This window comes from Duganella aceris (assembly GCF_011090165.1).
GTDB classification, from domain to species: Bacteria; Pseudomonadota; Gammaproteobacteria; order Burkholderiales; family Burkholderiaceae_D; genus Rugamonas; species Rugamonas aceris.
Genome location: NZ_JAADJT010000011.1, coordinates 263566 through 287931 on the forward strand (window position 1 = coordinate 263566; position 24366 = coordinate 287931).

Annotated in this window: 16 protein-coding genes; 9 read left to right on the forward strand and 7 right to left on the reverse strand. The window is 64.6% G+C overall.

The window, feature by feature from the left end:
• Both GW587_RS23535 and GW587_RS23540 read left to right on the forward strand, forming a co-directional pair.
• A complete protein-coding gene (locus GW587_RS23535) occupies positions 1 to 1368 on the forward strand; it encodes an amidohydrolase family protein (RefSeq protein WP_166107178.1) in 1368 nt (455 codons plus the stop codon).
• Positions 1369 to 1415: 47 nt separating this feature from the next.
• On the forward strand, positions 1416 to 2762 hold the full coding sequence (locus tag GW587_RS23540; protein WP_166107180.1) for an amino acid permease: 1347 nt from the start codon (positions 1416 to 1418) through the stop codon (positions 2760 to 2762).
• On the opposite strand, the gene GW587_RS23545 is transcribed toward GW587_RS23540, so the two are convergent.
• Positions 2759 to 3028: a GlsB/YeaQ/YmgE family stress response membrane protein gene (locus GW587_RS23545; protein WP_166107181.1), complete on the reverse strand. Its 270-nt coding sequence runs from the start codon at positions 3026 to 3028 to the stop codon at positions 2759 to 2761. The two genes, GW587_RS23540 and GW587_RS23545, sit on opposite strands and share 4 nt — an antisense overlap.
• A 204-nt stretch (positions 3029 to 3232) precedes the next feature.
• Here GW587_RS23545 and GW587_RS23550 point away from each other — a divergent pair, with 204 nt between their 5' ends.
• From GW587_RS23550 to GW587_RS23570, 5 genes are all read left to right on the forward strand, one after another.
• The gene (locus tag GW587_RS23550) at positions 3233 to 3742 is read left to right on the forward strand and encodes a TspO/MBR family protein (protein WP_166107183.1); all 510 of its coding nucleotides are present in this window, start codon (positions 3233 to 3235) and stop codon (positions 3740 to 3742) included.
• Between the two features lie 188 nt (positions 3743 to 3930).
• Positions 3931 to 6051, forward strand: coding sequence for a TonB-dependent receptor (locus GW587_RS23555; protein ID WP_371875640.1), 2121 nt, complete (start codon positions 3931 to 3933; stop codon positions 6049 to 6051).
• A gap of 6 nt (positions 6052 to 6057) precedes the next feature.
• Complete coding sequence (locus GW587_RS23560) at positions 6058 to 9207, forward strand: hybrid sensor histidine kinase/response regulator (protein WP_166107187.1); 3150 nt, start codon at positions 6058 to 6060, stop codon at positions 9205 to 9207.
• Positions 9204 to 10133: a diguanylate cyclase gene (locus GW587_RS23565; RefSeq protein ID WP_166107189.1), complete on the forward strand. Its 930-nt coding sequence runs from the start codon at positions 9204 to 9206 to the stop codon at positions 10131 to 10133. Before GW587_RS23560 ends, GW587_RS23565 begins: the two co-directional genes overlap by 4 nt.
• A 45-nt stretch (positions 10134 to 10178) precedes the next feature.
• On the forward strand, positions 10179 to 11519 hold the full coding sequence (locus GW587_RS23570) for an amino acid deaminase (protein WP_229259612.1): 1341 nt from the start codon (positions 10179 to 10181) through the stop codon (positions 11517 to 11519).
• Here GW587_RS23570 and GW587_RS23575 read toward each other — a convergent pair.
• The 4 genes from GW587_RS23575 to GW587_RS23590 all read right to left on the reverse strand — a co-directional run bounded on the left by GW587_RS23575 (position 11516) and on the right by GW587_RS23590 (position 20128).
• Complete coding sequence (locus GW587_RS23575; protein ID WP_207393613.1) at positions 11516 to 14854, reverse strand: exo-rhamnogalacturonan lyase family protein; 3339 nt, start codon at positions 14852 to 14854, stop codon at positions 11516 to 11518. The genes GW587_RS23570 and GW587_RS23575 overlap by 4 nt on opposite strands.
• A 104-nt stretch (positions 14855 to 14958) precedes the next feature.
• Positions 14959 to 17607, reverse strand: a complete 2649-nt coding sequence (locus tag GW587_RS23580) for a hybrid sensor histidine kinase/response regulator (RefSeq protein ID WP_166107192.1) — start codon at positions 17605 to 17607, stop codon at positions 14959 to 14961.
• Positions 17608 to 17646: 39 nt separating this feature from the next.
• A complete protein-coding gene (locus GW587_RS23585; protein ID WP_166107194.1) occupies positions 17647 to 18792 on the reverse strand; it encodes a glycerate kinase in 1146 nt (381 codons plus the stop codon).
• Positions 18793 to 18805: 13 nt separating this feature from the next.
• The gene (locus GW587_RS23590) at positions 18806 to 20128 is read right to left on the reverse strand and encodes an MFS transporter (protein ID WP_166107196.1); all 1323 of its coding nucleotides are present in this window, start codon (positions 20126 to 20128) and stop codon (positions 18806 to 18808) included.
• Between the two features lie 128 nt (positions 20129 to 20256).
• On the opposite strand from GW587_RS23590, the gene GW587_RS23595 reads away from it, so the two are divergent.
• Both GW587_RS23595 and bcaP read left to right on the forward strand, forming a co-directional pair.
• A complete protein-coding gene (locus GW587_RS23595; protein WP_166107198.1) occupies positions 20257 to 21393 on the forward strand; it encodes a sugar diacid recognition domain-containing protein in 1137 nt (378 codons plus the stop codon).
• Between the two features lie 99 nt (positions 21394 to 21492).
• A complete protein-coding gene (gene bcaP / locus GW587_RS23600; protein ID WP_308495401.1) occupies positions 21493 to 22881 on the forward strand; it encodes a branched-chain amino acid transporter BcaP in 1389 nt (462 codons plus the stop codon).
• Between the two features lie 53 nt (positions 22882 to 22934).
• On the opposite strand, the gene GW587_RS23605 is transcribed toward bcaP, so the two are convergent.
• Together GW587_RS23605 and GW587_RS23610 are read right to left on the reverse strand one after the other, a co-directional pair.
• The gene (locus tag GW587_RS23605; RefSeq protein WP_166107202.1) at positions 22935 to 23561 is read right to left on the reverse strand and encodes a DUF3885 domain-containing protein; all 627 of its coding nucleotides are present in this window, start codon (positions 23559 to 23561) and stop codon (positions 22935 to 22937) included.
• Entirely contained in the window at positions 23558 to 23902 is a 345-nt protein-coding gene (locus GW587_RS23610; RefSeq protein ID WP_166107204.1) for a hypothetical protein, read from the reverse strand. The genes GW587_RS23605 and GW587_RS23610 overlap by 4 nt, the downstream gene beginning before the upstream one ends.
• Between the last annotated feature and the right edge of the window lie 464 nt (positions 23903 to 24366).

A 24366-nucleotide genomic window follows, 5' to 3' on the forward strand; every position in this document is an offset into this window, starting at 1 on the left:
ATGACTTTCAAGAAGTACACCGCGATCGCCCTCGCCCTCGCCGCCCTCCACGCCACCGCCCATGCCGCCGATGAGGAAAAACCCAAAGCCAATACCCAGCAAGCACGCCTGGATAAATCGTCCGGCAAGGCGCTGGGCCGTGTGATCTATCGCGGCGCCACGCTGATCGACGGCACCGCCGCCGCGCCGCGCGCCGACATGAGCATCATCGTCAGCGACGACCGCATCGAAGCCGTCGTGCCGAGCGCGCAACTGAGCGACGCGCAAAAGGCCGGCGCCCGCGTCGTCGACGTCGGCGGCCAGTACGTGCTGCCGGGACTGATCGACTCCCACGTCCACTACGCCACCAATCCAGACCGCCCCTACGCCGAAGCGGAGCTGAGGCGCAATATCTACGGCGGCGTCACCGGCGTGCGCGACATGGCCGGCGACGCCCGCGAACTGGCCGGCTTGTCGCGCGAAGCGCTGCTGAACCGCATCCCGTCGCCGGATATTTTCTACGCCTCGCTGGTGGCCGGCCCGAGCTTCTTCAAGGATCCGCGCACGGTGGTAGCGGCGCTCGGCACGCAACCCGGCGCCGTGCCATGGTTGTACGCGGTCGACGACAAGACCAGGCTGCCGCTGGCGGTGGCGCAGGCGCGCGGCACCGGCGCCACCGGCCTGAAGATCTACGCCAACCTGCCCGGCCCCCTGGTGCGCAAGCTGATCGCGGAGGCCAACAGCCAGCATTTCCCGGTCTGGACCCACATGCAGGTCTACCCGGCCACGCCCTACGATTCGCTGGGCGCCACCGCCGTCTCGCACGTCTGCATGATCGCGCGCCACGTGCGCGAGGCCGGCAAGTCGGCCTATGGCCACGGCGGCGAGCCGTCGTATGAAGGCCTGACCGCCGACGACCCGGGCATCAGGAAGTACATCGCCGCGCTGGTCAAATCCGGCACCATCATGGACGCCACGCTGAGCGTCTACAAGACCGACGGCAAGCATTGCCACATCGACCTGGCCGGCGACATCACCCGCGCCATGCATGCGGCCGGCGTGAAGATCATCGCCGGCACCGACACCGACAACACCGGCGACGATCCGTATCCGGTGCTGGACGGCGAACTGGAAAAGCTGGTCAAGTACGCCGGCTTCACGCCGCAGCAGGCGATTACCGCCGCCACCGCCAACGCCGCCGAGGCATTGGGAATGCAGCGCGAATTCGGCACGCTGGTCGCTGGCAAGGCGGCCAACATGGTTTTCCTTCAGCGCGATCCACTCGCCGATATCGCCAACGTGCGTTCTGTTGTATTGACGGTCAAGCGCGGCCGGGAATACGCGCGCGCCGACTATAAGTTCACTCCCCTCCCTGCCCACGAAGACTGAGTTGTGCGAGAATCGAGGCCATCTTTCATAACCCCACCGGGAACCAGATGAGTGAATTGAAGCGCGGTTTGAAAAACCGGCATATCCAGCTGATCGCGCTGGGCGGTGCGATCGGCACCGGCCTTTTCCTCGGCATCGCGCAGACGATCCAGATGGCCGGGCCTTCCGTGCTTCTGGGTTACGGCGTCGCCGGCCTGATCGCCTTCTTCATCATGCGCCAGTTGGGCGAGATGGTGGTCGACGAGCCGGTCGCCGGCTCCTTCAGCTACTTCGCCGACAAATACTGCGGCCACTGGGCCGGCTTCATGGCGGGCTGGAACTACTGGGTGCTGTATGTATTGGTCAGCATGGCCGAGCTGTCGGCGGTCGGCATCTACGTGCAGTACTGGTGGCCGGCGATCCCGACCTGGATGTCGGCGATGGGCTTCTTCGTCATCATCAACGCCATCAGCCTGTCGAACGTCAAGGCCTTCGGCGAGATGGAATTCTGGTTCGCCATCATCAAGGTGCTGGCCATCGTCGGCATGATCGTGTTCGGCGCCTACCTGCTGTTCTCCGGCGCCGCTGGTCCCGAGGCCAGCGTCGCCAACCTGTGGCGCCACGGCGGCTTCTTCCCGAATGGCGTCGGCGGGCTGGTGATGGCGATGGCCGTGATCATGTTCTCCTTCGGCGGGCTGGAACTGATCGGCATCACCGCCGCCGAGGCGGACAACCCGTCGCACACGATACCGAAGGCCACCAACCAGGCCATCTACCGCATCCTGATTTTCTACATCGGCGCGCTCGGCATCCTGTTGTCGCTGTATCCGTGGCAGAAGGTGGTGACCGGCGGCAGCCCGTTCGTGCTGATCTTCCATGCGCTGAACAGCGAGTTGGTGGCGCACGCGCTCAACGCGGTGGTGCTGACGGCGGCGCTGTCGGTGTACAACAGCTGCGTCTATTCCAACACCCGCATGCTGTACGGCCTCGCCAGGCAAGGCAATGCGCCGAAGGCGCTGCTGAAGTTGAACAAGGGCGGCGCGCCGCTGGCGGCGTTGGGCGTGTCGGCGCTGGCGACCGGCATTTGCGTGGTGGTCAACTACTTCATGCCGGGCAAGGCGTTCGGCTTCCTGATGGGACTCGTGGTGTCCGCGCTGATCATCAACTGGGCCATGATCAGCTGGATCCATCTGCGCTTCCGCGCGCGGAAAAAAGCGGACGGCCAGGCCACGCTGTTCCGCAGCCTTGGCTATCCGCTGACCAACTACATTTGCCTGGCCTTCCTCGCCGGGATCCTGGCGGTGATGTACATGACGCCCGACCTGAGACTGTCGGTCTACCTGATCCCGGTCTGGCTGGCGGTACTCGGCATCGGCTACCGGCTGCGCCAGAAAAAGACGCTGGTCCCGGCCTAGCGTATCCGGCCGCGCCGGAACAGGTTGACGATGGCCAACAAGATCAGCGCGCCGACGAAGGACACGCCCAGCGACGCCAGGCTGAAGTCCTCCATGTTGATGGTGCCGGTGCCCAGCACCGGCGCCAGGAACCACCCCGCCAGCAAGGCGCCGACGATGCCGACCACCACGTTCAGCACCAATCCTTGCTGGGCGTCGGTCTTCATGACCAAGCTGGCGAGCCAGCCCAGTATGCCGCCTATCACAATCCACAGTATCAGATTCATCGCATCCCCCTTTCAAGTTGGCGGCCCGCTGACCGCTGTGCCGATTATCCGAACCAGCCGCCGGCGCGCCTATAGGCCCGTGCGCCGCAGACGCGTCGGACTGATCCTGCTGGGGAGCCGACCTGGGTGTGGCGTTCGCCGCCGCACAGACCCGCAGCCGCACGGCGGGCATGCTGCGACCTGACTCAATCAACAGGAATTGCCATGTCCATACATGCCGACAGCCATCATCGTCCGCTGCGATTGCCCTCGCTGGGCGGCTGGCTGCTGCTGACTTTTGCGTTCGCCGCCATCGGCGCGTATGCCTCCGCGCAGGCCGGCGCCTTTTACATGCAACTCGACCAACCGGCTTGGGCGCCGCCGGCGTGGTTGTTCGGTCCCGCGTGGTCCACGCTGTACCTGTTGATGGCCATCGCGGCCTGGAGGGTGCAGCGCACGGCGCCGCCGGACGATGCCAGGCCGGTGCTTGTCTTGTACGTCGTCCAGTTGGCGGTGAACGCGCTCTGGACCTGGCTGTTCTTCGCCTGGCATCGCGGGGCCTGGGCGTTTGCGGAGATCCTGCTGCTGTGGGTACTGATCGCCGCCACCATCGTCGCATTCCGCCGGCACGACAAAATCGCCGCTTTGTTGTTGGTTCCCTACATCGCCTGGGTGAGCTTCGCGACCTGCCTTTGCTATAGCATCTGGCAGAGAAATCCGGCCGCTCTTTCATGATCTCTTTGCACATATAGTTATTTTTATAACTATATTTATCTAATCCGACCTGTTAGACTCCGAGCTCTCGCACCTTCTCTGCAGCTCGTATGAAGAAATACCAGGCGCCAGGCGCACCAAAACTACTGGCGGTTTCGTTGTCGTTGATGTTGATTGGCTCCGCGCGCGCGCAAATACAGGAAGTTACCGTGACGGCCCAACGCGCGCCGTCCCTCGAATCGAAAACGCCGGTGACAATGTCCACGTTGTCGGCGCAGCAGTTGTCCGACGCCGGCATCGACAATCCCGCAGGCGTCGCCGCGCGCCTCCCCAACCTGGAACTGGACAACGCCGCCGACGGCCTGAGGATCACCATACGCGGCGTCTCCAACGCGGACACCACCGAAAAAGGCGATCCGTCCGCCGCGTTCATGCTGGATGGGATCTACATCGCCCGCCCGCAAATCCAGAACCTGAGCTTCTACGACCTGGAGCGGGTCGAAGTGCTGCGCGGCCCGCAAGGCACGCTGTATGGCCGCAACACCACGGCCGGGGCGATCAACGTGATCTCCGCCGCGCCGACCAATCGCTTCGAGGCTGCGGCCGGCGCCGCGATCGGCAACTATGGCAGCCGCAAAACCGACGCCATGCTCAACGTGCCGGTCAACGATGCCCTGGCGCTGCGCGCCGCGCTGGCATACAACCGCCATGACAGCTACCTGCGCAACGGCCAGGGCACGCCCTACTCCCTGGGCCTGGACCGCGACGACCTGTCGGCGCGCCTCTCGGCGAAGCTGAAGATCGACGCCGACGCCACGCTGCTGCTGCGCTACGAACATAGCAAAGTCGATGACAACAACGACAGCTTCGTCCCGGACACCAATTTCTATAGCGGCGTCGCAACCGGCAATCCGGTCTGGCGCGGCGGCGACACCCGCGCCCAGCTGACCAACGGCTTCGTGCCGCCGAACTCCGCGCCGGAGCAAGGCTACAGCCGCAAGACCGCGTCGGGCATCGGCGCCGACCTGTCCTGGAACCTGGGCGCGGCCACGCTGTACTATCTTGGCTCGCATCGCAGCTACGATCACGACGCGCTGTCCAATTTCTATTACCGCGTCGCGCCCGGATTCGCGCTGGGCGTGCATCAAGCTTTCAGCGGCGACTACGCGCAGAATTCGCACGAGCTGCGCATCGCCAGCAATGGCGGCGGCGCCTTGAGCGCGCAAGCCGGCCTGTATTACTTCCGCGAGGAGTCGTCGCAGCTGTACAGTTTCCGCGATCTCGGCGCGCTTGGCCTGCCGCCCTATTATGTGTTCCCGCACGGACCGACCATCGCCACCAGCAAGGCGATCTTCGGCCAGGCCACCTATCGCCTGAGCGACAAGCTGCGCGCAACCGCCGGCGCACGCTACACCGACGACGAGAAGTCGCGCGTCGGTTCAACCAACTTCCAGCAGTCCAGCATCTTCAATCCGGCGACCGATTTCAAGCTGCTCAACGCCGCCGCGATGGGCACGCACCAGTCCACGTGGCGCCTCGGCGCGGACTACGACGTCACCCCGTCGACACTACTGTACGGCGCCGTCGCCACCGGCTACAAGGCCGGCGGCTTCAATGACGGCTGCCTGGCCGGCTCGGTGCAAATGGGCCTGAGCTGCCCCGCCGCGCTGGCGGTGCCGGCCGACACGCTGTTTTATCGCCCGGAGACGCTGCGTTCCTACGAAGCCGGCGTCAAGACCCGCTTCTGGGACAACAAGGCGAGCCTGAACCTGTCCGCTTTCCATTACGACTACAAGAATCTGCAATTGTCCGGCGTCGCCATCGTGCAAGGCGCACCGCGCTTCGTCACCAACAACGCCGGCGTCGCCCGGGTCAAGGGTCTCGAAGCCGAAGGCCAGGTCCGGCCCACCGCGCAGGACCGCCTGCACTACGCGTTGGCCCTGCTGGATGCGCGGTACGTCAGCTACAGCCCGGATGGCGTGTACTCCTGGGCCGGAAATAAGCTGGACCGCTCGCCAAGCCACGCGCTGACGCTGGGTTACGAGCATGCCTTCCAGCTGGCGCGTGGCGAACTGGCCGCCGGCCTGAGCGCGCGCAAGAGCGGGGCCTACGTCATCGCCGTACCGACCCAGCTGCTGCAATACCGCGTCCCGTCGCGCACCGAAAGCGACGCCACGCTGCGCTACCGGCCGACGCGGTCGGCATGGAGCCTGATGGCGCGCGTGAAGAATATCGAAAACAAAGTCCATCCGATCAGCATCGACAGCTTCGGCATGGTGGTGCCCAGCGATCCACGCACCGTCGACGTACGCCTGGATTACCGATACTAAGCCCCCATGCCGCACCGCCTCTTCCGCTACCTGCTGATCGTCTTCGCACTGCTGCCAACCGGAGGGGCATTCGCAGCCGCGCCGGCGCCGCTGCTGCTGGACGCGCACAGCCGCCATGTCGAGGCCTGGCCCGCCGTCACGACCATGATCGAGACCGAAGGCAAACTGCGGCCCGACGAGGCGCTGGCGGATGTCGAACGCTACGCGGTGCCCGATTCCGCCTACGCGACGCTGGGCGTGCACAAGGAGGTGCTATGGCTGCGCATCCCTGTGACGCTGCCGGCGCAAAGCGACGGCGAATGGGTGCTGAATATCGACTACGCGGTGCTGAACCGGATCGACGTCTATGTCGCCACCGGTGACGGCATCACGCAGCACCAGGTGATCGGCAACCTGCAACCGGAGCCGGATGGCATGCCGCGTGGCCGCGTACCCGCCGCCCTGCTGCACCTGGCGCCCGGCGTGGAACACACATTGCTGCTGCGGGTCGAGAACATCGGCTCGATGATCCTGCCGATCCGCTTCTCGCGTCCAGACGCCTTCCATGCCGAAGCGCTCAAGGAGCAGATGCTGCAAGGGATGCTGACCGGCCTGAGTCTATGCCTGCTGCTGTATAGCCTGGCGCAGTGGATCAACCTGCGTGAACCCTTGTTCGGCAAGTTCGCGCTGCTGATCGCCGGCTTCACGCTGTTCTCGGTCGAGTTCTTCGGACTGGGTAACCAGTATCTGTGGAAGAACAACGTCTGGATGAGCATCCACGCCGGCGGCTTGTTCGCGCTGATCGCCTCCTGCGGCGCCTATCTGTTCGTCGAGCAGGCGCTGGCGCGGCCCGGCAAGGACCATCTCTTCAGCCGCCTGATGCGAGCCGGCGCCGCACTGTGCATCGCCAGCGCGCTGGCTTACGCCACCGACATCATCAGCGTCGAGACGCTGGTTGCCATCGTCAGCACGCTCGGTTTGATGCCGATGCTGCTCGGCCTTCCCGGCGCCTACCTCCGCGCGCGCCGCGGCGACTCGGTGGGGATCTACTTCATGATCGGCTGGGCGGTCAGCTTCGCCACGTCGGTGGTGCTGAGCCAGGTCATCAGCGGCAAGATCGGCGCCAACTTCTGGACCATGCACGCGCTGCAGTTCGGGAATCTGTTCGACATGCTGGTGTTCATGCGCATTCTCGGCTTGCGCACCAAGGCGATGCAGACCGCCATGCTGCGCGCCGAGGAAGCGACCCGCACCAAGTCCGAATTCCTGGCCCACATGAGCCATGAGATCCGCACACCGATGAATGCCATCATCGGCATGAGCCGGCTGGCGTTGATGACGCAACCCGACCCCAAGCTGCAAAACTATCTGGTCAAGATCCTCGGCGCGGGCGAGCACCTGCTGGCCATCATCAACGACATCCTGGACTTCTCGAAGATCGAGGCGGGCAAGCTGGGGCTGGACGCCACGCCGTTCGCGCTGCATGAACTGCTGGAGCATCTGACTAGCCTCACCACCATCAAGGCGGACGCCGCACGCGTCGACCTCAAGTTGCAGATCGACGCGGCGGTGCCGGCGAAACTGGTCGGCGATCCGCTGCGCCTGACGCAGGTGCTGGTCAACCTGACCAGCAACGCGGTCAAGTTCACCGAGCGCGGCGAAATCGTTATCGCCGTCGAGCTGATGGCGCGCACGGCGGAAGATGTGTCGCTGCGCTTTTCGGTCAGCGACACCGGTATCGGCATGCGGCCATCGCAGATCGCGCGCTTGTTCGAATCGTTCAACCAGGGTGACGGCTCGATCACCCGCAAGTACGGCGGCACAGGGCTGGGACTGAGCATCTCGCGCCAGCTGGTGGAGCTGATGGGCGGTGAGATCAAGGTGAGCAGCACGCCCGGCGTCGGCAGCCGCTTCAGCTTCACGGTGCGGCTGGGCATCGCCGACGCGGCGGGCGTGGCTGGTTGGCCGGCCAGCCCGCCGAGCGCGCACGTACCGACCGCCGCAGGCAACACGGCCGCCTGGTCCGCGCCGACGCTGCCGGACCTGTCGGCGCTGGACGGCGCCCGCATCCTGCTGGCCGAAGACAACGCCAACAACCGCGAAGTCGCGTTGGAATTCCTGTCGGCGGCGCGCATCCAGGTCGATGTCGCCCATCACGGCGGCGAAGCGGTGCGCATGGTGCACGAAGGCGATTACGACCTGGTGCTGATGGACATCCAGATGCAGGAAGTGGACGGCCTGACGGCGGCGCGCCGCATCCGCGCCATCGACCGCTGCAAGCTGCTGCCCATTGTCGCCATGACCGCGCATGCCATGCAAGGCGATCGAGAAAAGAGCCTGGCGGCCGGCATGAACGATCACGTCACCAAGCCGATCGAGCCAGAGCAACTGTATCGCGCGCTGCTCAAATGGATACCGCCGGCGCGGCTGGCGGGACGGCGCCTGGCGCCGGTCGCCGCTGCTTTGCACTCCGGCGAAGAAGCGCCGCACGCTGGCACCGCGCCGAATGCCGACACCGCCGCAGGCTTCGCAACCACGGCGGGCGCCTCGATCGGCGCGCCGGACGCACTGCCGGCCATCCCGGGCATCGACTGGCAGCTCGCCCTCGACAGCGTCGACCGGCAGCGCGGCCGGCTGGAGAAACGCATTCAAGGCTTCCTGCGCGAATACCGTGACGGCGGCCGGAACGTCCGCGAAGCGATCGCGCAACAGCAGTACGATGTCTTGCAAGGCATGATGCACAACCTGAAATCGAGCGCCACCTACATCGGCGCTATCGACCTGGCCGCGCAAGCCCACGGAGTCGAACAAGCGCTCTACAGCGGCCGCGAAGACCTGATCGCCACACTGGCAGCCGAACTATCCACCGACCTCGATCTGGTGGCCAACGGACTGGCCGGCATCGACGCACCGCCGGCCGCCGCCCGTTATCACGACGGAGACGCCGCCATGCTGATCGAACAATTGGAAGCCTACCTACGCGCCGACGACGCCCGTGCCGAGGACGTGCTGCACGAATTGCGCGCGCTGCCGGCGGTCATACAACATACAAGCACGCTGGCCGCGATCCAGCGCGCCGTCGAAGAGATCGAATATCAGTCCGCCCTGGCGCCGCTGAACGCATTGGCAAATGCGCTGGCCCCAGCCGGACAAACGAAAGTGGAAGAAGACGCATGAATTTCGCGGGAACGCAAAAGGTGCTGGTCGCCGATGACGATGTCGTGAACCGCCAGGTGCTGGCGGAACTGCTCAAGCCCGAACATACGGTGGTGCTGGCCAAGAACGGCGCGCAAGCGCTGGAGCTGGCCGCGCGCCATCTGCCCGACCTGATGCTGCTCGACGTGGTCATGCCCGACATGGACGGCTACGAAGTGCTGCGCCGGCTGCGGACCGACCCGCGGACCGCGCACATCACCGTCATTTTCATCTCCGGGCTGGGGCGTCCGGAGGACGAGGCCAACGGCTTGAAGCTGGGCGCCGCCGACTACATCGCAAAGCCCTTCAACACCACCGTTGTGATGGCGCGCGTGGCGATGCACTTGCAGATGGTGCGCCAGCGCCGCATGCTGGAGCACCTGGCCCATGTCGACGGCCTGACCGAACTGGCCAACCGCCGCCGCTTCGACGAAGTGTTCGAGGCGGAGTGGCAGCGCTGCCGCCGCAACGGCCGGCCGCTGTCGCTGGCGATGCTGGATATCGACGCGTTCAAACAATACAACGACCATTACGGCCACCCTGCCGGCGACCGCGCGCTGCGCGCAGTGGCCCGCACCAGCGCATCCGGTCTGCGACGGCCCGGCGATCTGGCGGCCCGCTACGGCGGCGAAGAACTGGTGCTGCTGATGCCCGACACCGACGCCGCCCAGGCGCAGCAAGTGGTGATCGCCATCTGCACCGCCATCGCCGGACTGGGGATCGCGCACGAGGCGTCGGCCGTGGCGCCGGTGCTGACCGTCAGCGCCGGCGGCGCCACGCTGGTGGGAGCCGGGGCCGACCCCATCGAGACCTGCACCGAGTTGTTCGCCGCCACCGACCGCCTGCTGTATCAGGCAAAAAAATCCGGCCGCAACCGTGTCGAATGGCGCGCCGCACCCTTACAATAGAAGACTAGCGCCGCCATGCGGGGCGCACCATCGCCGGGAGCTTATTTGAAACGCACTGCTTTGTCCGGCGCCGCCCGCGCCACTTCCGCCCCGCTGCTCTCGCTGGAGAAGCAGCTGCTGCATCCCGGCGTCAAAGGCCTGCCGATCACGGCGCCGCTGCCGCAAGGCGCCATCGGCGCCCAGCAGTGGAACGTGCTGCGCGCCGACACCAGCTTCCCGGTCGCCGTACTCAAGATCTCCGCGATACAGCACAACCTGGAATGGATGCGCCGCTTCTGCGAACGCCACGGTGCGCAACTGGCGCCACACGGCAAGACCACCATGAGTCCCCAGCTGTTCTCCGCCCAACTGGCCAACGGCGCCTGGGGCATCACGCTGGCATCGGTGACGCAGGCGCAGACGGCGTTCCGCTACGGCGTGCGGCGCGTGCTGCTGGCCAACCAGCTGGTGGCGCCTGCCGACATCAAGGCCGCCGTCGCGCTGATGCGGCAGGATTCCGGTTTCGAATTCTTCGCGCTGGTCGATTCCAGCGCCGGAGTCGCGCGCCTGTCGCAGGCCGTTACCCGCCTTGGGCTGGAACGCCCGCTGCCGCTGCTGGTGGAACTCGGCCTGGCCGGCAAACGCGCCGGCTGCAGGACCATGGAGGAAGCGCTGGCCGTCGCGCGCGAAGTGGCAGCCGCGCCGGGACTGGAGTTGGCCGGTATCGAAGGCTACGAGGGCCTGTTGACCAGCAAGGATCAGGAGCGCGATCACCAGGAGGTGCGCGACTTCGTTGCCAGACTGGCCGACCTGCTGCGCCAGGCCGACGGCGAGGGACTGTTCACGCGCGAACGCATCCTGCTGTCTGCGGGAGGTTCGGCGTACTTCGATTTCGTCGCCAACGGCTTCGCGCAGGTAAAAGGTTTGTCGCGGCCGGTGCTGCCGGTGCTGCGCAGCGGCTGCTACCTGACCAACGATCACGGCCACTACCAGGACATGATCGCCAAACTGAACGCGCGCGAAGGCGTGACGCCGGAACAGGGCCTGCGGCCGGCGCTGGAAATATGGAGCATGGTGTTGTCGCGGCCCGAGCCGACGCTGGCGATCCTGAGCATGGGCAAACGCGATGCGTCCTACGACATCGATTTGCCGCGCGCGCTGGTGTGGCATCGGCCCGGCGCGGCCGAGCCGGGTGCGATGCCGGAAGGCTGCCGCATCGAGAAGATGAACGATCAGCACGCGTATCTGCGCATGCCGGCCGATGCGGCCATCGGCGCGGAACTGGCGGTGGGCGACCTGGTCGGCTGCGGCATCTCGCATCCGTGCACCACCTTCGACAAATGGCCGCTGCTGCTGGCGGTGGACGACGACTACGGCGTACGGCACGCCATCAATACCTTCTTTTAAATCCGCCGCACCGAGAAGTTTTCGATTTTCTGGCGCGACTGCGTGGTGCGCAGCCCGAAGTAGCCGCCGCCCGCCTGCGGTCCCGGCGCCGAGAAGTACAGTTTGTCGTCCACGAACAACCGCGTGCCCTGCGCGTCGACCGCGATGCGGATGCGGTACGGGTGGTTGGCCTTCAACAGGAAGTCGGGCGTGGTGTATTCCTGCAGCAGCTTGCGCTCGCCGCTGCCGTCGTAATAACGGAAGCGCGTGGTGCTGTTGCTGTTGCCTCCCACGCCGGCATAGAACAGCCGCAGCTTGTCGTATTCCTCCAGCTTGCCCGATTGCGTGAAGCCGGCCGGCAGCTGCGCCTCCCAGAAGAAGTTCATGTCCGATAGCCGACCTTCGGCCAGAATCGTGCGCGTGAACGTGATTTCATAGTGGCCGATCAGCTGCTTGCGCAGCCACACCGTCAAGCCACGGCCGGCATCCAGCATCAGCGCGCGCGACGCGGCCCGCGCCGCGCTTGCGGCATCGCCCGCCTCCGCCTCCACCGCCCAAGATCGCGGATCGAAGCGCTGGAAGTCGTCGCTGAATAGCGCGGAATTGGCGGCGTCCAGGGCCAGCATGCCCAACGCACCCAGCCCCCATTGCGCGACGGCGTTGGTCGACAGGGTCGGGGCCTCCTCCACCTCGGCCAGCACCAGTGGCGGCTTGACGATGCGCGACACCAGGTCGCCGTCCTTCAAGCCCGCGCGGCCTTCGTGGAACTGCGCCCAGGCGCGCGTCAGCATCGCCTTGTCTTGCCACTGCACGGCGGCGTAGGCCAGCAGGCGCGCATGGCCCTGACCAAGATTCAGCTTGCCGAGATCCTGGCCCAGTTCCGCCTTCTGTTGCTCCGCGCTGGCGTTGTAGAGGCGGCAGTAGCGTAGCCACGCGTCGCGGAAGCCGGGCTGTGGCACGGTGCGTATCAATTCGCTGCAAATCTCGGGAAGTCCGAATACCGCGCTCAAATGCGAGACGCTGATCTTCTTGTCGTGGTCCAGTACATAGGCGCCGGTGCGCAGGTCCATCGTGCCGCCGCCGGCAAGGAAACCCAGCGGCTGCGCGGCGATGCTCGCCATGCTGGCCAATAGTTTGTCGCGATACTGCGGCTTGCCGCTGCGTTCCCATTCGGTGAACCAGGCCGCCGCCACCGCGCCCCAGTCCGTGCCAAAGGCGACGCTGGCGTATCCCGGCTCCTCGGCCGCCTTCTGTCCCACTTTGCGGCCGGGGACCACGGTGCGCAAGCGCTCCACGGCGTCGGTCTGCTCGCTCAACAGATCGCCCACGCGCTCGTCGGCGGTCAGGTAGTACATGAAGCGGCGGTTGATCGCGGTGGAGACGCGCAACTGTTTGGCGCTATCGCCCCAATGCTGGACGCTGTGGCGCGAGCCGAGCGGACTGAATGGGCCGATGTGGTGGACGTCGACCTCGCCGGTGTGCCGGGTCATCGCTTCGGCCATGCGGAAGGCGTCGGCGCGGCCACTGTGCAGGAAGTAGTGCCACAGCCAGATCTCGGTGCTTAGTTCCGAATTGTCCCAGGCAAAGCCGCCGACGTCGTAGCGCCAGACGTGGCGCTGCTCGTCGTAGGTGTGCATCACGTCGCCGTAGTCCCAGTAACCATACCATTTGCGCTGCTCGATCTCCTTGCGGTAAAAGTCGAAGCTCCAGGCCAGCTGCTTTTCCAGCCTGGCTTGCGCAGGTGTCGGCCGCGACGCCGCCGGGCTCCAGTACTCGCTGAACACGCCGGCGTTGTGCAATGCCTCACCGGAAACCATCAGCTGCGGCGGCGACTGGATGCGGCGGCTGATGTCCACCAGATCCGCGTTACTCGGCGTGGCGGGCAGCAGTTGCAGTTCGATTTCGCTGGTGCGGGCGACGCCGTAGGGTGTGCCGAAGCCCGGCTCGTAGTCTTCATAGGTGATGTCCAGCGCGTCGCGCTGTTTGGCGAAGCTGTCTTCGCCCATGCCGTCGTGGTAAAAGCGCAGGTCCATCGCCGGAGCCTTGGGCGCCCATAGCCACAAGGTGACGGTGGCGAGCTCGGTTTCGGCGCCGGCGATGTCCAGTTGGCCGGGATAGCTTTGCCAGAAATTGCGCACGCCGAACGCGACGCCGCCATCGGGCGCTCCGACATAGCCGGTGCCGGAGGCGCGCGTGCCGCTGGCCGCGTGCACCCAGCCATGGCCGGCGCTGGTGCGCTTGGCGATCGAGAAGCCGTCCGGGTGGGATTGCAACAGCGAGTACTGGCCGAATGCCGGGATGTAGCGCAGCCCTTTGCTGACTTGCGGCGACAGCTGGTCCAGCGGCACGGTGCGGCCGCTCAGCTGGGCGTCGTAGGATGCCTTGCCTGCGTCGCGCCGCAGGCCGGTGATGCCGCGCACGGATTCGGCGAACACGCCGCCGTTGTCGCCGGCGAAGCGGATGTGGCGGTCGTGCAGCGGCGCGCGCAACGGAACGCCGAAGCGCAGGCCGACGCCGCGTATATAGGCTTTGTCCGGATCGGCGTCGTAGACCAGCGTGTGGACCACGCGCACCGCGTCGGAATCCTTGTAGAAGTATAGACGGACCACGTAGGGCAACAGCCTGGCGCCGTCGGTGTGCCGGTGTGCGCCTTCAATGCGGACCACGGCGCGCTGCGGTCCGTTTTGTTCCAGCGTGGTTTTGTCGATGGTGCTGTCGTAGGCGCGGCGTGCGGCGCCGGTGGCCTCGTCATCCGCTGCGCCGTCCACCAGCAGGATCAGGCGGCCGTCGGTCAGCAGCGGCTTGCCGGCGCGTTGCAGCGTTTTGATCAGCAGCGCGCCGGCACGCGGCAGTGTGCACTGCAGGACGCCATTGTCGATGGTGATGAGCGCCGCGCTCTCGTTCGCCAGGAGCGGGCCGGCGCCGATCGGCGCGGATGCTGCGCCCGCCGGTAGCGGATGTAGCGTGTAGGCGGCGGCGGGCTTGCCGCCGCCGGCATCGGGCGGCAGCGCGTGGGCGGTCCATTTCAGCGTGCCGTCCGGCCAATAGGCCAGCGGCCACGATTGCACGGCCGCGCCAGCACGTGCGCCGGCGCCCTCGCCAATGCGCAATTCGAACCCGCTGTCGCGCTGCACGCGGCCTTGCGGCCAGGCCACGCCCCAGGTGGCGCCACGAAAGCTGGCCGGGGTGCCGTCCAGCCAGCGCAGCGGCGCTCCACCGTCGGCAGATGCCGGGCCGGCTGCTGGCGGCCCGGCGGCGGCAGCGGCGGCGCCGGAGCCAGCCGCCAACGCGGGCAAGCCACCGGCCAGCAGCGATGCGATTTTAAAGAATTGACGTCGTTCCAATGATGCGCTCATGCGACCTGCTCCAACGCGCTTGATATCTACCGGCGAAGCGCTTTAATCGCCGCGTCGAAGCTTATCACCGGCGCACTGCGAAAACGCGGCGCGGCATTAACTACTCAAACAAGTGAGCGAAGATGGCGCTGGATGGTGGCGAACATCTGCTCCACGTCGATAGGCTTGGCGATGAAGTCGTCCATGCCGGCGGCGATGCACTGCTCGCGTTCGGACTCCATGACCCCGGCGGTCATGGCGATGACCGGCAGCGTCAAGCCCAGCTCCTCGCGAATAAGGCGCGTCGCGCTGTAGCCGTCCATGACCGGCATCTGAACGTCCATCAACACCAGGTCGTAGCCGCCGGCGCGCAGCGCCTCGATCGCCAGCTCACCATTGTCGGCCACCGAGACCGTGGCCCCGGCCTGTTCCAGTATGCCCTTGGCGACATTCTGGTTGATCGGATTATCCTCCACCAGCAGGATACGCACGCCGGCAAACCCCGCCGCCTGCGGCGATGCCGCAGCGCCGTCCGCGCCGGATTGAAGGCGCGCCGTCGCCGTCTGCACCGCGTCGAACAAACTGGAGGCGGTCACCGGCTTGGTCAGGAACGCCGCCGCGTTGGACGATGCCATCTGCTGCATCAGCTTTCCGCGCGCATAAGCGTTGACCATGCAGATTACCGGCATCGCCGACAGCTGCCGCAAGGCGCTCATGGTCGCCGGTCCATCCATGCCCGGCATCACGCCATCGACCAGGGCGAAGTCGTAGCTGCGGCCCGAGCGCAACAGCGTCAACGCCTCCTCGCCGGAGGCCGCGCTGTCGCTGGTCCAATGCCAGGCGGCGATAATCTTGCCGAGGAAATCGCGGCTGGTGCGATTGTCGTCGACCACCAGCACGTGCATGCGCCCGGCCGCCACCGTCGGTTCGCTCTCGTCGGACACCTTCAACGGCAAGGTGAACTGGAACTCGCTCCCTTCGCCCGGCACGCTCTTGACCAGGATTACGCCGCCCAACATTTCGATCAAGCCCTTGGAAATCGTCAGCCCCAGGCCGGTACCGCCGTAACGCCGGGTGGTGGACAGATCGCCCTGGGTGAAGGGCATGAACAATCGCGACAGCTGATCCTCAGTCATGCCGATGCCGCTGTCGCGCACCCGGAAGCGCAGCGCCAAAGGTTCCTGCGCGGCCGAAGCGCGTTCGATCAGCACCGACACCTCGCCCTGCTCGGTGAACTTGATCGCGTTGCCGGCCAGGTTGATCAGGATCTGCTGCACGCGCAGCGCGTCGCCGAACAGCGCGCGCGGCACGTCCGGCTCGACGCCGATGCACAGCTCCAGATTCTTGTCGCCGGCGCTGACGCTCATGATGGCCGCCAGCGAATGCAACACGTCCTCCAGGCGGAAGCGCACCGGATGCCGCTCCACCTTCCCGGCCTGCATTTTGGAGAAGTCGAGGATGTCGTTCAACACGCCAAGCAGCGATTGGCCCGAGGCGCGGATCATCTCCAGGTAGCGGCTCTGCTCCTGCGACAAACCCGTGGTGCCCAGTAGATGCGCCATGCCCAGCACCGCGTTCATCGGCGTGCGCAGTTCATGGCTCATATTGGCGACGAATGCATCCTTGGCGGCGTTGGCGGTCTGCGCCTGCTCCACCGCCGACTGCAATTGCAGGGTGCGTTCCTCGATCAGGTATTCAAGATGATGACGATGGCGTTGCAGCTCCTCGTCCACGGCGCGCAAGGTCTTGATGGCATCGTCCGCCTCGCGAAACAGCGCACGTTCGCGAACCACCGGCAAGCTGCCCGCGCCGTTGGCGCCCAAGGCCACCGCCGCCGACGACAGCGCACTCACGGAACGGCTGATATTGCGGGCGAAGTACCAGGCGGCGCCAATGCCGGCGGCCAGCAGCAGGCTGACTACGCCGACGATCCACACGATGGACTTCAGCATTTCGGAGTACACCGCGCTGCGCGGCACGCCGATCACCACCGACCAGCCGCTGGTGGTGGAGCGGCTGTACATCGAATAGACGGGAATGCCTTCCAGCGTGATCGACTCGATCGCGTCCTCAAGCTTGTTCGGCATTTGCGCCAACAGCGACGGCGATCCCTTCTGACCGACGAATCGTTCGCCGTCTCGGCTACGCGCCACAATGACACCCTTGGCATCGAAGATCCCGACCACGCGGTCCGGCGGCAGGCGCTGCTCGCGCAACACCTGGCCCAGGCGCTCGGGCAGAAAGGCGACCGACATCACGTAACGCACAACGCCGTCGCGCAGCACCGGCACATGGATCGCCACCAGCGGACGCGTCACCGCCGTCCCCATGAACAGATCGGAGATCAGCGGCTTACCGGTGGCGACGACTTTGCTGATGCGCGGCGCGCTGCCGGGATCGACCAGCATGCCGCCGAAAGGACGCGCGCTATTCACCAGCTGGATCGAATCCGGCGTACTGAGGACAAAATTAAAACCCGGGAATTCGGGCCGCAGCACCTTGTTCGCCTCGGCATGGAAGGCCTTGAAGTCGCCGGCGTCGATGCTGGGCGATCCGGCCAGCGCCAAGGCCACGGTGATGCCGGTGTTCAGGTCCCGGTCCACCGCCTGGATCAGCGCGCGGGCCGTGATCAGGGTGTCCTGTTTGATCTGCGTGCGCTCACGCTCGATGAAATTGCTGGTCAGGAGCGAGAAGCCCACGACGGCGGGCAGCGCGCAGACCAACACGAGCTTGTACATCTGTACCTTGATGGACGGCAGTCTGGCGACTCCCATAGATGTACTTCCCAGGTGTTTAACAGAGGAATAACTTTATCACATCCCCAGCTTGGCCCCCAAGCTCAGTACAGCGGCGATGTTGCGCGCGGCGCTACGGACGTTGACCGCCGCCGCCGCCAGCGCCTCTTCGACCGTGCAAGGCCGGCTGACCGCGCCGAACACCGCGTCGATGCCGTGCGCATGCACCGCCGCCGCGCCGGTGGCCAGGCCGCCGGCGATCGCGATCACCGGTTTGCCGTGGCGCTGCGCCACGCGCGCCACGCCGATCGGGGTCTTGCCGTGGATGGTCTGGCCGTCGATGCGTCCTTCGCCGGTGATGACCAGGTCCGCATCCGCGACCGCCGCGTCCAGTCCGACGGCGGCGGTGACGATCTCGCTGCCCGGCCGCAGACGGCCGCCGAGGAACACCATCATCCCGGCGCCGATACCGCCGCCGGCGCCGGCGCCCGGAATCTCCGCCACATCCTGGCCGAGATCGCGCGCGATCACCGAAGCGAAGTGGCGCAGGTTGGCGTCCAGCTGCTCGACCATCTCCGGCGTCGCGCCTTTCTGCGGGCCGAAGATCGCCGACGCGCCGCGCGGACCGACCAGCGGATTGGTGACGTCGCAGGCGACGTCGAACACACACTCCTTGAGGCGCTTGTCCATCGCCGACAAATCGATGCGCGCCAGCGCGGCCAATGCGCCGCCGCCGGCGTTCAGCTCCGCGCCGGCCGCGTCGATCAAGCGGCCGCCCAGTGCCTGCAGCATGCCCGCGCCGCCATCGTTGGTGGCGCTGCCGCCGACGCCCAGCACGAAACGGCGCGCGCCGGCGTCCAGCGCGTTCAGGATCAACTGGCCGGTACCATAGCTGGTGGAGTACAAGGGATTGCGCCGCGCCGGCGGCACCAGTTCCAGGCCGCTGGCGGCGGCCATCTCGATCACCGCCGTCTCGCCGTCGCCCATCAAGCCGTAGAACGCGGCCACCGGCTCGCCGAGCGGACCCGTGACCTGCAGCTCGACGCGCCGGCCGCCGCTGGCGTCGATCATGGCTTGCACCGTGCCCTCGCCGCCGTCGGCGACCGGCAGCTTGACATACTGCGCGTCGGGGAAGAATTCACGGAAGCCCGCTTCGATCTCGCTGGCGACGGCCATCGCGGTCAGGCTCTCTTTAAACGAATCGGGCGCTATGACGATTTTCATCGATATTCTCAATTCAACGGTTGACCAGCTTCGCGGGAACGCGCAGCACCAGTATCGCACCAAGCAGCATCACGCTCGACAGAATGTACAGCGCCGTATCGGTGCTCTGGGTCGCATCCTTGATCCAGCCGACCAGGAAGGGACTGACAAAGCCGGCGATCTGGCCCAGCGAATTAATCAGCGCCAGGCCACCCGCCGCTGCCGCGCTGCCAAGGAAGGCCGCAGGCAAGGACCAGAACAGCGCCAGCGCCGCCAGCGCGCCCATGGTCGCCATGCTCAAGCCGATCATCACGACCAGCGTGTTGCTGGAGAAGTTGGCCGCCATCGTCAGGCCGACAAGGCCCATCAGCATCGGCAGCGACACGTGCCAGCGACGCTCGCGGCGCCGGTCCGCCGAGCGTCCCATCCACACCATGAAGCCGGCCGCCATCAGATAGGGAATGGCGCTCAGCCAGCCAACCGTCTGCGCGCTCGGAAAGCCGAGCGACTTGATGATCGACGGCAGCCAGAAGTTAATCGCATACACGCCCATCTGGATGCAGAAATAGATCACGCCCAGCATCCACACGCTGCCGTTGCGCAGCACCGCGCCCAGGGTCTGGCCGACGTTGCTGACGGCCTGGCGCTGTTGTTCATCGGCGGCCAGCGCGGCTTGCATCGCGCCTTTTTCTTCGGCGCTGAGCCACTTGGCTTGCGCGATACCGTCGTTCAGATAGAAGTACACGCCGACGCCGAGCAGCACGGTCGGCACGCCCTGCAGCAGGAACAGCCACTGCCACCCGGCCATGCCGCCCTGCCCGGCCGAGAAATGCGCCAGCATCCAGCCGGACAGCGGGCCGCCGATCAAGCCGGAAATCGGAATCGCCGACATGAACAGCGCCATCACCTGGCCGCGCTTCTGCGACGGGAACCAGTGGGTGAAGTACAGTACCATGCCGGGGAAGAAGCCGGCTTCGGCGACGCCGGTGAAGAAGCGCAGCACGTAGAACGACAGCGGCGTCGATACGGTCAACATGCAGGCCGACAGCGCGCCCCAGGCCACCATCATCACCGCGATCCAGCGTCGGGCGCCGATCTTGTGCAGGATCAGGTTGCTCGGCACGCCGCTCAGCACATAGCCGATGAAGAAGATGCCGGCGCCGAGGCCGTAAACAGTATTGCTCAATTTGAGCGCGTCCAGCATCTCCAGCTTGGCAAAGCCGACGTTGACCCGATCCAGGTAATTAAAGAAGTAGCAAACGAAAATGAAAGGGATCAGGTGCCAGCTGGCCTTCTTGTACGCGCCGTCGAGGACGGTCGAGGACGGCCATGCCGCGGCTGTTGCGGAACTGCTCATGCATATCTCCGGTTTTTGTAGTGATGCGGCGATTATCTGGAATCGATCACAAAAAAGCATTGGAAAAACGCCTGAATATGCCCTTGCGCCCGCACCAATTATTAGGCATATGCACTAAAATGGATTGCATGAACCTACTCAGCACCGAACTGGCCCGGGACATCGTCAGCCGCACCATGCGGATTATTCCGTACAACGTCAACGTCATGGACGCGCACGGCAGCATCGTCGCCAGCGGCAACCCGGCGCGCATCGGCGAACTGCATGCCGGCGCCATGCTGGCCCTGGCCAAGCAGCTGACGGTGGAGATCGACGAGGCCAGCGCGCGCAATATGCACGGCGCCCAGCCCGGCATCAACCTGCCGCTGACGGTCAACGGTCAATTATGCGGCGCGGTCGGACTGAGCGGCGCGCCGGACGACGTGCGCCAGTTCGGCGAGCTGGTGCGCCTGACCGCCGAAATGATCCTCGAACAAGCCCAGCTGACGGGCGAACTGCAACGCGATTCGCGCTACCGCGAAGCCTTCGTGCTCAAGCTGATCAACGCCGAGCCGGCCGAGCACGCCGATCTGGCCGCGTGGGCGCGGCGGCTGGGCGTGCAGTTCGAGCGGATGCACAACGTATTCCTGCTGCAGCTGGACGACGAGGCCATCGACAGCGAAACCGAGATCCAGCGCCTGCAAATGCGCATGCGCACCCGCCTGCCGGCCACGCTGACGGCCGCCGCCGGCCCGCACGAGCTGGTGTTGCTGGACTTCTACGACGCCCCCGGTCCCGGGCACGAGCGCCAATTGCAGACGCTGGCCGCGATCCTGCGCGAAGAATGCGAACAGCCGCATACGCTGACCATGGGCATCGCGCTGAGTGGCATCGGCGGTGTGGCGGTGTCCTATCAGAGCGCCCGGACCGCCGCCCGTCTCGGCCGCGCCCGTCATCCGCGACGCCATCGCCACAGCTATTACGACCAAGCGCTGCCGGTGTTGCTGTCCGGGCTAGGCGCGGGCTGGCAGGCCGAACAGCTGCGCCTGCCGATCGCCAAACTGCAAGCGCAGGACAAGAACAAGGAATTGCTGCAGCGCACACTGGAAGCCTGGTTCGCCCACGACGGTCATCCGGCCGCCACCGCCGAGGCGCTGCACATCCACCGCAACACGCTGGATTACCGGCTGCGCCGCATCGGCGACATCACCGGGCTCGACCTGACCAAGCTGGAGGATAGATTTTTGCTCTACATTTCCGCGCTCTTGTCCAGCAAAAATAATTGATAGATAACGTTACAACAGCAATCTCGGCAAGGCCCGGAACATCCTGTATTATTTGCGGTCGCCTCACGAGGGCTACATAACTAAAACACGGGAGCAACTTTGAGCCTTTTTAGAACGAAGAATCTGGATGACATGATCGCCACTTCCCGCAAGCCGGGCGGCCTGGCGAAGGTACTTGGACCTTTCGACCTGATCTTGATGGGCATCGGCGCCATCGTCGGCACCGGCATTTTCGTGCTGACCGGCACCGGCGCCGTCACCGCCGGGCCGGCGCTGACGCTGTCCTTCATCGTCGCCGCGGTCGCCTGCGGTTTCGCCGCGCTGTGCTATGCCGAATTCGCCTCCACCGTCCCGGTGGCCGGCTCCATCTACACTTATAGTTACGCCACCCTCGGCGAACTGGCCGCATGGATGATCGGCTGGGACTTGCTGCTGGAATACGGCCTGGCCACATCGGCCGTGTCGGTCGGCTGGTCCGGCTACTTCCAGTCGCTGATCTCCGGCTTCGGCATCCACTTGCCGGTCCAGCTCACCGCCGCGCCCGGCGCGCTGCCCGGCGTCACCACCTGGATCAACCTGCCCGCGCTGTGCATCATGCTGATCCTGACCGCGATGCTGAGCTGGGGCGTGCGCGAATCGGCGCGCCTGAACAACATCATGGTCGCCATCAAGATCGGCGTCGTGTTGCTGTTCATCGCCGTCGGCTCGCGCCACGTGCAGCCGGCCAACTGGCAACCGTTCCTGCCTTACGGCTACAACGGCATGCTGAGCGCGGCCGCGCTGGTGTTCTTCGCCTTCATCGGCTTCGACGCCGTGACTTCGGCGGCGGAGGAAGTCAAACGCCCGGAGCGCGATCTGCCGATCGGCATCATCGGCTCGCTGGCCGCGTGCACGGTGCTGTACGTGGTGGTGTCGGCGATCATGACCGGCATCGTGCCGTATCAGCAGTTCCTGGGTGTGGACCATCCGGTGTCGCTGGCGTTGAAGTACGCCGGTGAAAACTGGGTCGCCGGCTTCGTCGACCTGGGCGCCATCCTCGGCATGACCACGGTGATCCTGGTGATGGCGTACGGCCAGACCCGCATCATCTTCGCGATGTCGCGCGACGGCTTGCTGCCGAAGCGGCTGTCGACGGTGCACCCGCGCTTCCACACGCCATTCTTCGCCACCTGGCTGGTCGGCATCGTGTTCGGCCTGATCGCCGCCGTGGTGCCGCTGAATGTGCTGACAGAGCTGATCAACATCGGCACCTTGGCCGCGTTTAGTCTGGTGTCGATTGCCGTCGTTATTCTGCGCAAGAAACGTCCCGACCTGAAGCGCGCGTTCCGCTGCCCAGGCGTGCCGGTGATTCCGGCGCTGGCGGTGATCTTCTGCGTGATGCTGATGACTTACCTGAGCTGGTTCACCTGGGTCGCGTTCGTGATCTGGCTGGCGATCGGACTGGTCGTGTACTTCGGCTATGCGCGCAAGCACTCGTTGTTGAATTAATCCTGCATCACTAACCGGCGGGCCGCATGCGCGGTTCGCCGGCTTCTCAGCTTTCAAGCACTGGTGAAGGTCCGACGCATCACTTCAAGGTCGTAGGCCAGCAATAAGTCTTTGTGGCGCTCGTAAAGTCCTGCTAACGAAGGCATGTTGCGGCCAATGACGTCCATGCCCCTGTCGTCGTAGGGGTGTACGACAATTCCGTCGTTCATATTAAGAAGATATACCCGGCAGCGCGGATTGGGGCCTACTGAGGAACCGAAGTCGACGGTAAACGCACACCAAAGCAGGTTTTGCAGTTTGGAAGTGGGGACTTCAAAAGCGCAGCTTACCCAGTAACCGCTCTCATCATCGTCATCTTCATCGGTTTGAGCTTGGGCCTCCACCCAAACATCTCGAATATTGGGGATGACAATCCCGGCTACGCGAAGCTCACGTAGCTTCTCACGTAACTCAAACCGCGATGCCAGCGCGAACGTCTCCAGGTGAACGAGTATTCGCTCTTCTTTTCTAAAAACGTCATCGCAGATTGCTGTGGCTTTGCGCAGCGCAGTTAAGACCTCGCCTAATGGACTGCCGCCGCCCTCCGACAATTCAAATCTTAGCCCACCTGGAAAGTTATAAAACAGAGCGTATCGATACGGACGCCCAACAATTTCCTGAGTTGTCCTTTTAAGATTCATGAGTTCAATTTCATTGCAATTTGATGGGCCATGTACAAACGTACTTCCAGTGCTGTATTAAATGACGTTGTAGATGAAAAATCTGTGATTTCGTCCAGGGCCTCGCTCAAAAGAGCATGATGCATTTCATCTGCCAGTTCCAGATAATACTCACCATTTTGAACGGTCAATACGCCTCGCTTATTCGGCACCGTAAAGTATGGTGATAAGGGTCTACCGATATCATCCCAAAACAACCATCCGGCTGCTTCGACGTCTAATCCCTCGCAATAGGACGTGGCCTGCATCTCCGACGAAAAGGTATATAGCGCTAGTTCATCAGTGGCAACAGCAAATATCATAGAGACTCCAGTCACCATGTTGCTTACCGACGATAAGTTCGTCCCCATGTACGACATAGCTTAGAGACTGACATTCGGCGCCGCGCGACAGGCAGCCATCCATGTCTTCAAAAAAATAAAGTCGTGATTTCGCATCTCCTGCAACAACTGCTAAGCGACTATCTTTTAGTAGACTCGGGAATAAACCATTACGGCACATATACTCATCTGTCGTTACCGCCTTCGCGGAGTTCATAAGAAGTACGAAGCTTAGGCTGATCAAAATTAATTTTACAAACCGCAGCATTTTTACTCCAAGTTTGTTCTTCTCTATTATCTGAACGACTGCAATTGGCCGAACTTGATCTTGCCCCCGTATAACCGGACACGTCCTATCGCTTAGTTAGCGCCGCTTTCTTGAGCCCGGCGCGCCAGCTCCCTCCTGAACATGCGAGGAGATTTCAACTTCAACGACGAATGCGGAT

What these genes read in the sequence shown, in the direction of transcription:
- GW587_RS23535 (WP_166107178.1), top strand. Translation starts at nt 1, where the DNA reads ATGACTTTCAAGAAGTACACCGCGATCGCCCTCGCCCTCGCCGCCCTC.
- GW587_RS23540 (WP_166107180.1), top strand. Translation starts at nt 1,416, where the DNA reads ATGAGTGAATTGAAGCGCGGTTTGAAAAACCGGCATATCCAGCTGATC.
- GW587_RS23545 (WP_166107181.1), bottom strand. Translation starts at nt 3,028, where the DNA reads ATGAATCTGATACTGTGGATTGTGATAGGCGGCATACTGGGCTGGCTC.
- GW587_RS23550 (WP_166107183.1), top strand. Translation starts at nt 3,233, where the DNA reads ATGTCCATACATGCCGACAGCCATCATCGTCCGCTGCGATTGCCCTCG.
- GW587_RS23560 (WP_166107187.1), top strand. Translation starts at nt 6,058, where the DNA reads ATGCCGCACCGCCTCTTCCGCTACCTGCTGATCGTCTTCGCACTGCTG.
- GW587_RS23565 (WP_166107189.1), top strand. Translation starts at nt 9,204, where the DNA reads ATGAATTTCGCGGGAACGCAAAAGGTGCTGGTCGCCGATGACGATGTC.
- GW587_RS23575 (WP_207393613.1), bottom strand. Translation starts at nt 14,854, where the DNA reads ATGAGCGCATCATTGGAACGACGTCAATTCTTTAAAATCGCATCGCTG.
- GW587_RS23580 (WP_166107192.1), bottom strand. Translation starts at nt 17,607, where the DNA reads ATGGGAGTCGCCAGACTGCCGTCCATCAAGGTACAGATGTACAAGCTC.
- GW587_RS23585 (WP_166107194.1), bottom strand. Translation starts at nt 18,792, where the DNA reads ATGAAAATCGTCATAGCGCCCGATTCGTTTAAAGAGAGCCTGACCGCG.
- GW587_RS23590 (WP_166107196.1), bottom strand. Translation starts at nt 20,128, where the DNA reads ATGAGCAGTTCCGCAACAGCCGCGGCATGGCCGTCCTCGACCGTCCTC.
- GW587_RS23595 (WP_166107198.1), top strand. Translation starts at nt 20,257, where the DNA reads ATGAACCTACTCAGCACCGAACTGGCCCGGGACATCGTCAGCCGCACC.
- GW587_RS23605 (WP_166107202.1), bottom strand. Translation starts at nt 23,561, where the DNA reads ATGAATCTTAAAAGGACAACTCAGGAAATTGTTGGGCGTCCGTATCGA.
- GW587_RS23610 (WP_166107204.1), bottom strand. Translation starts at nt 23,902, where the DNA reads ATGATATTTGCTGTTGCCACTGATGAACTAGCGCTATATACCTTTTCG.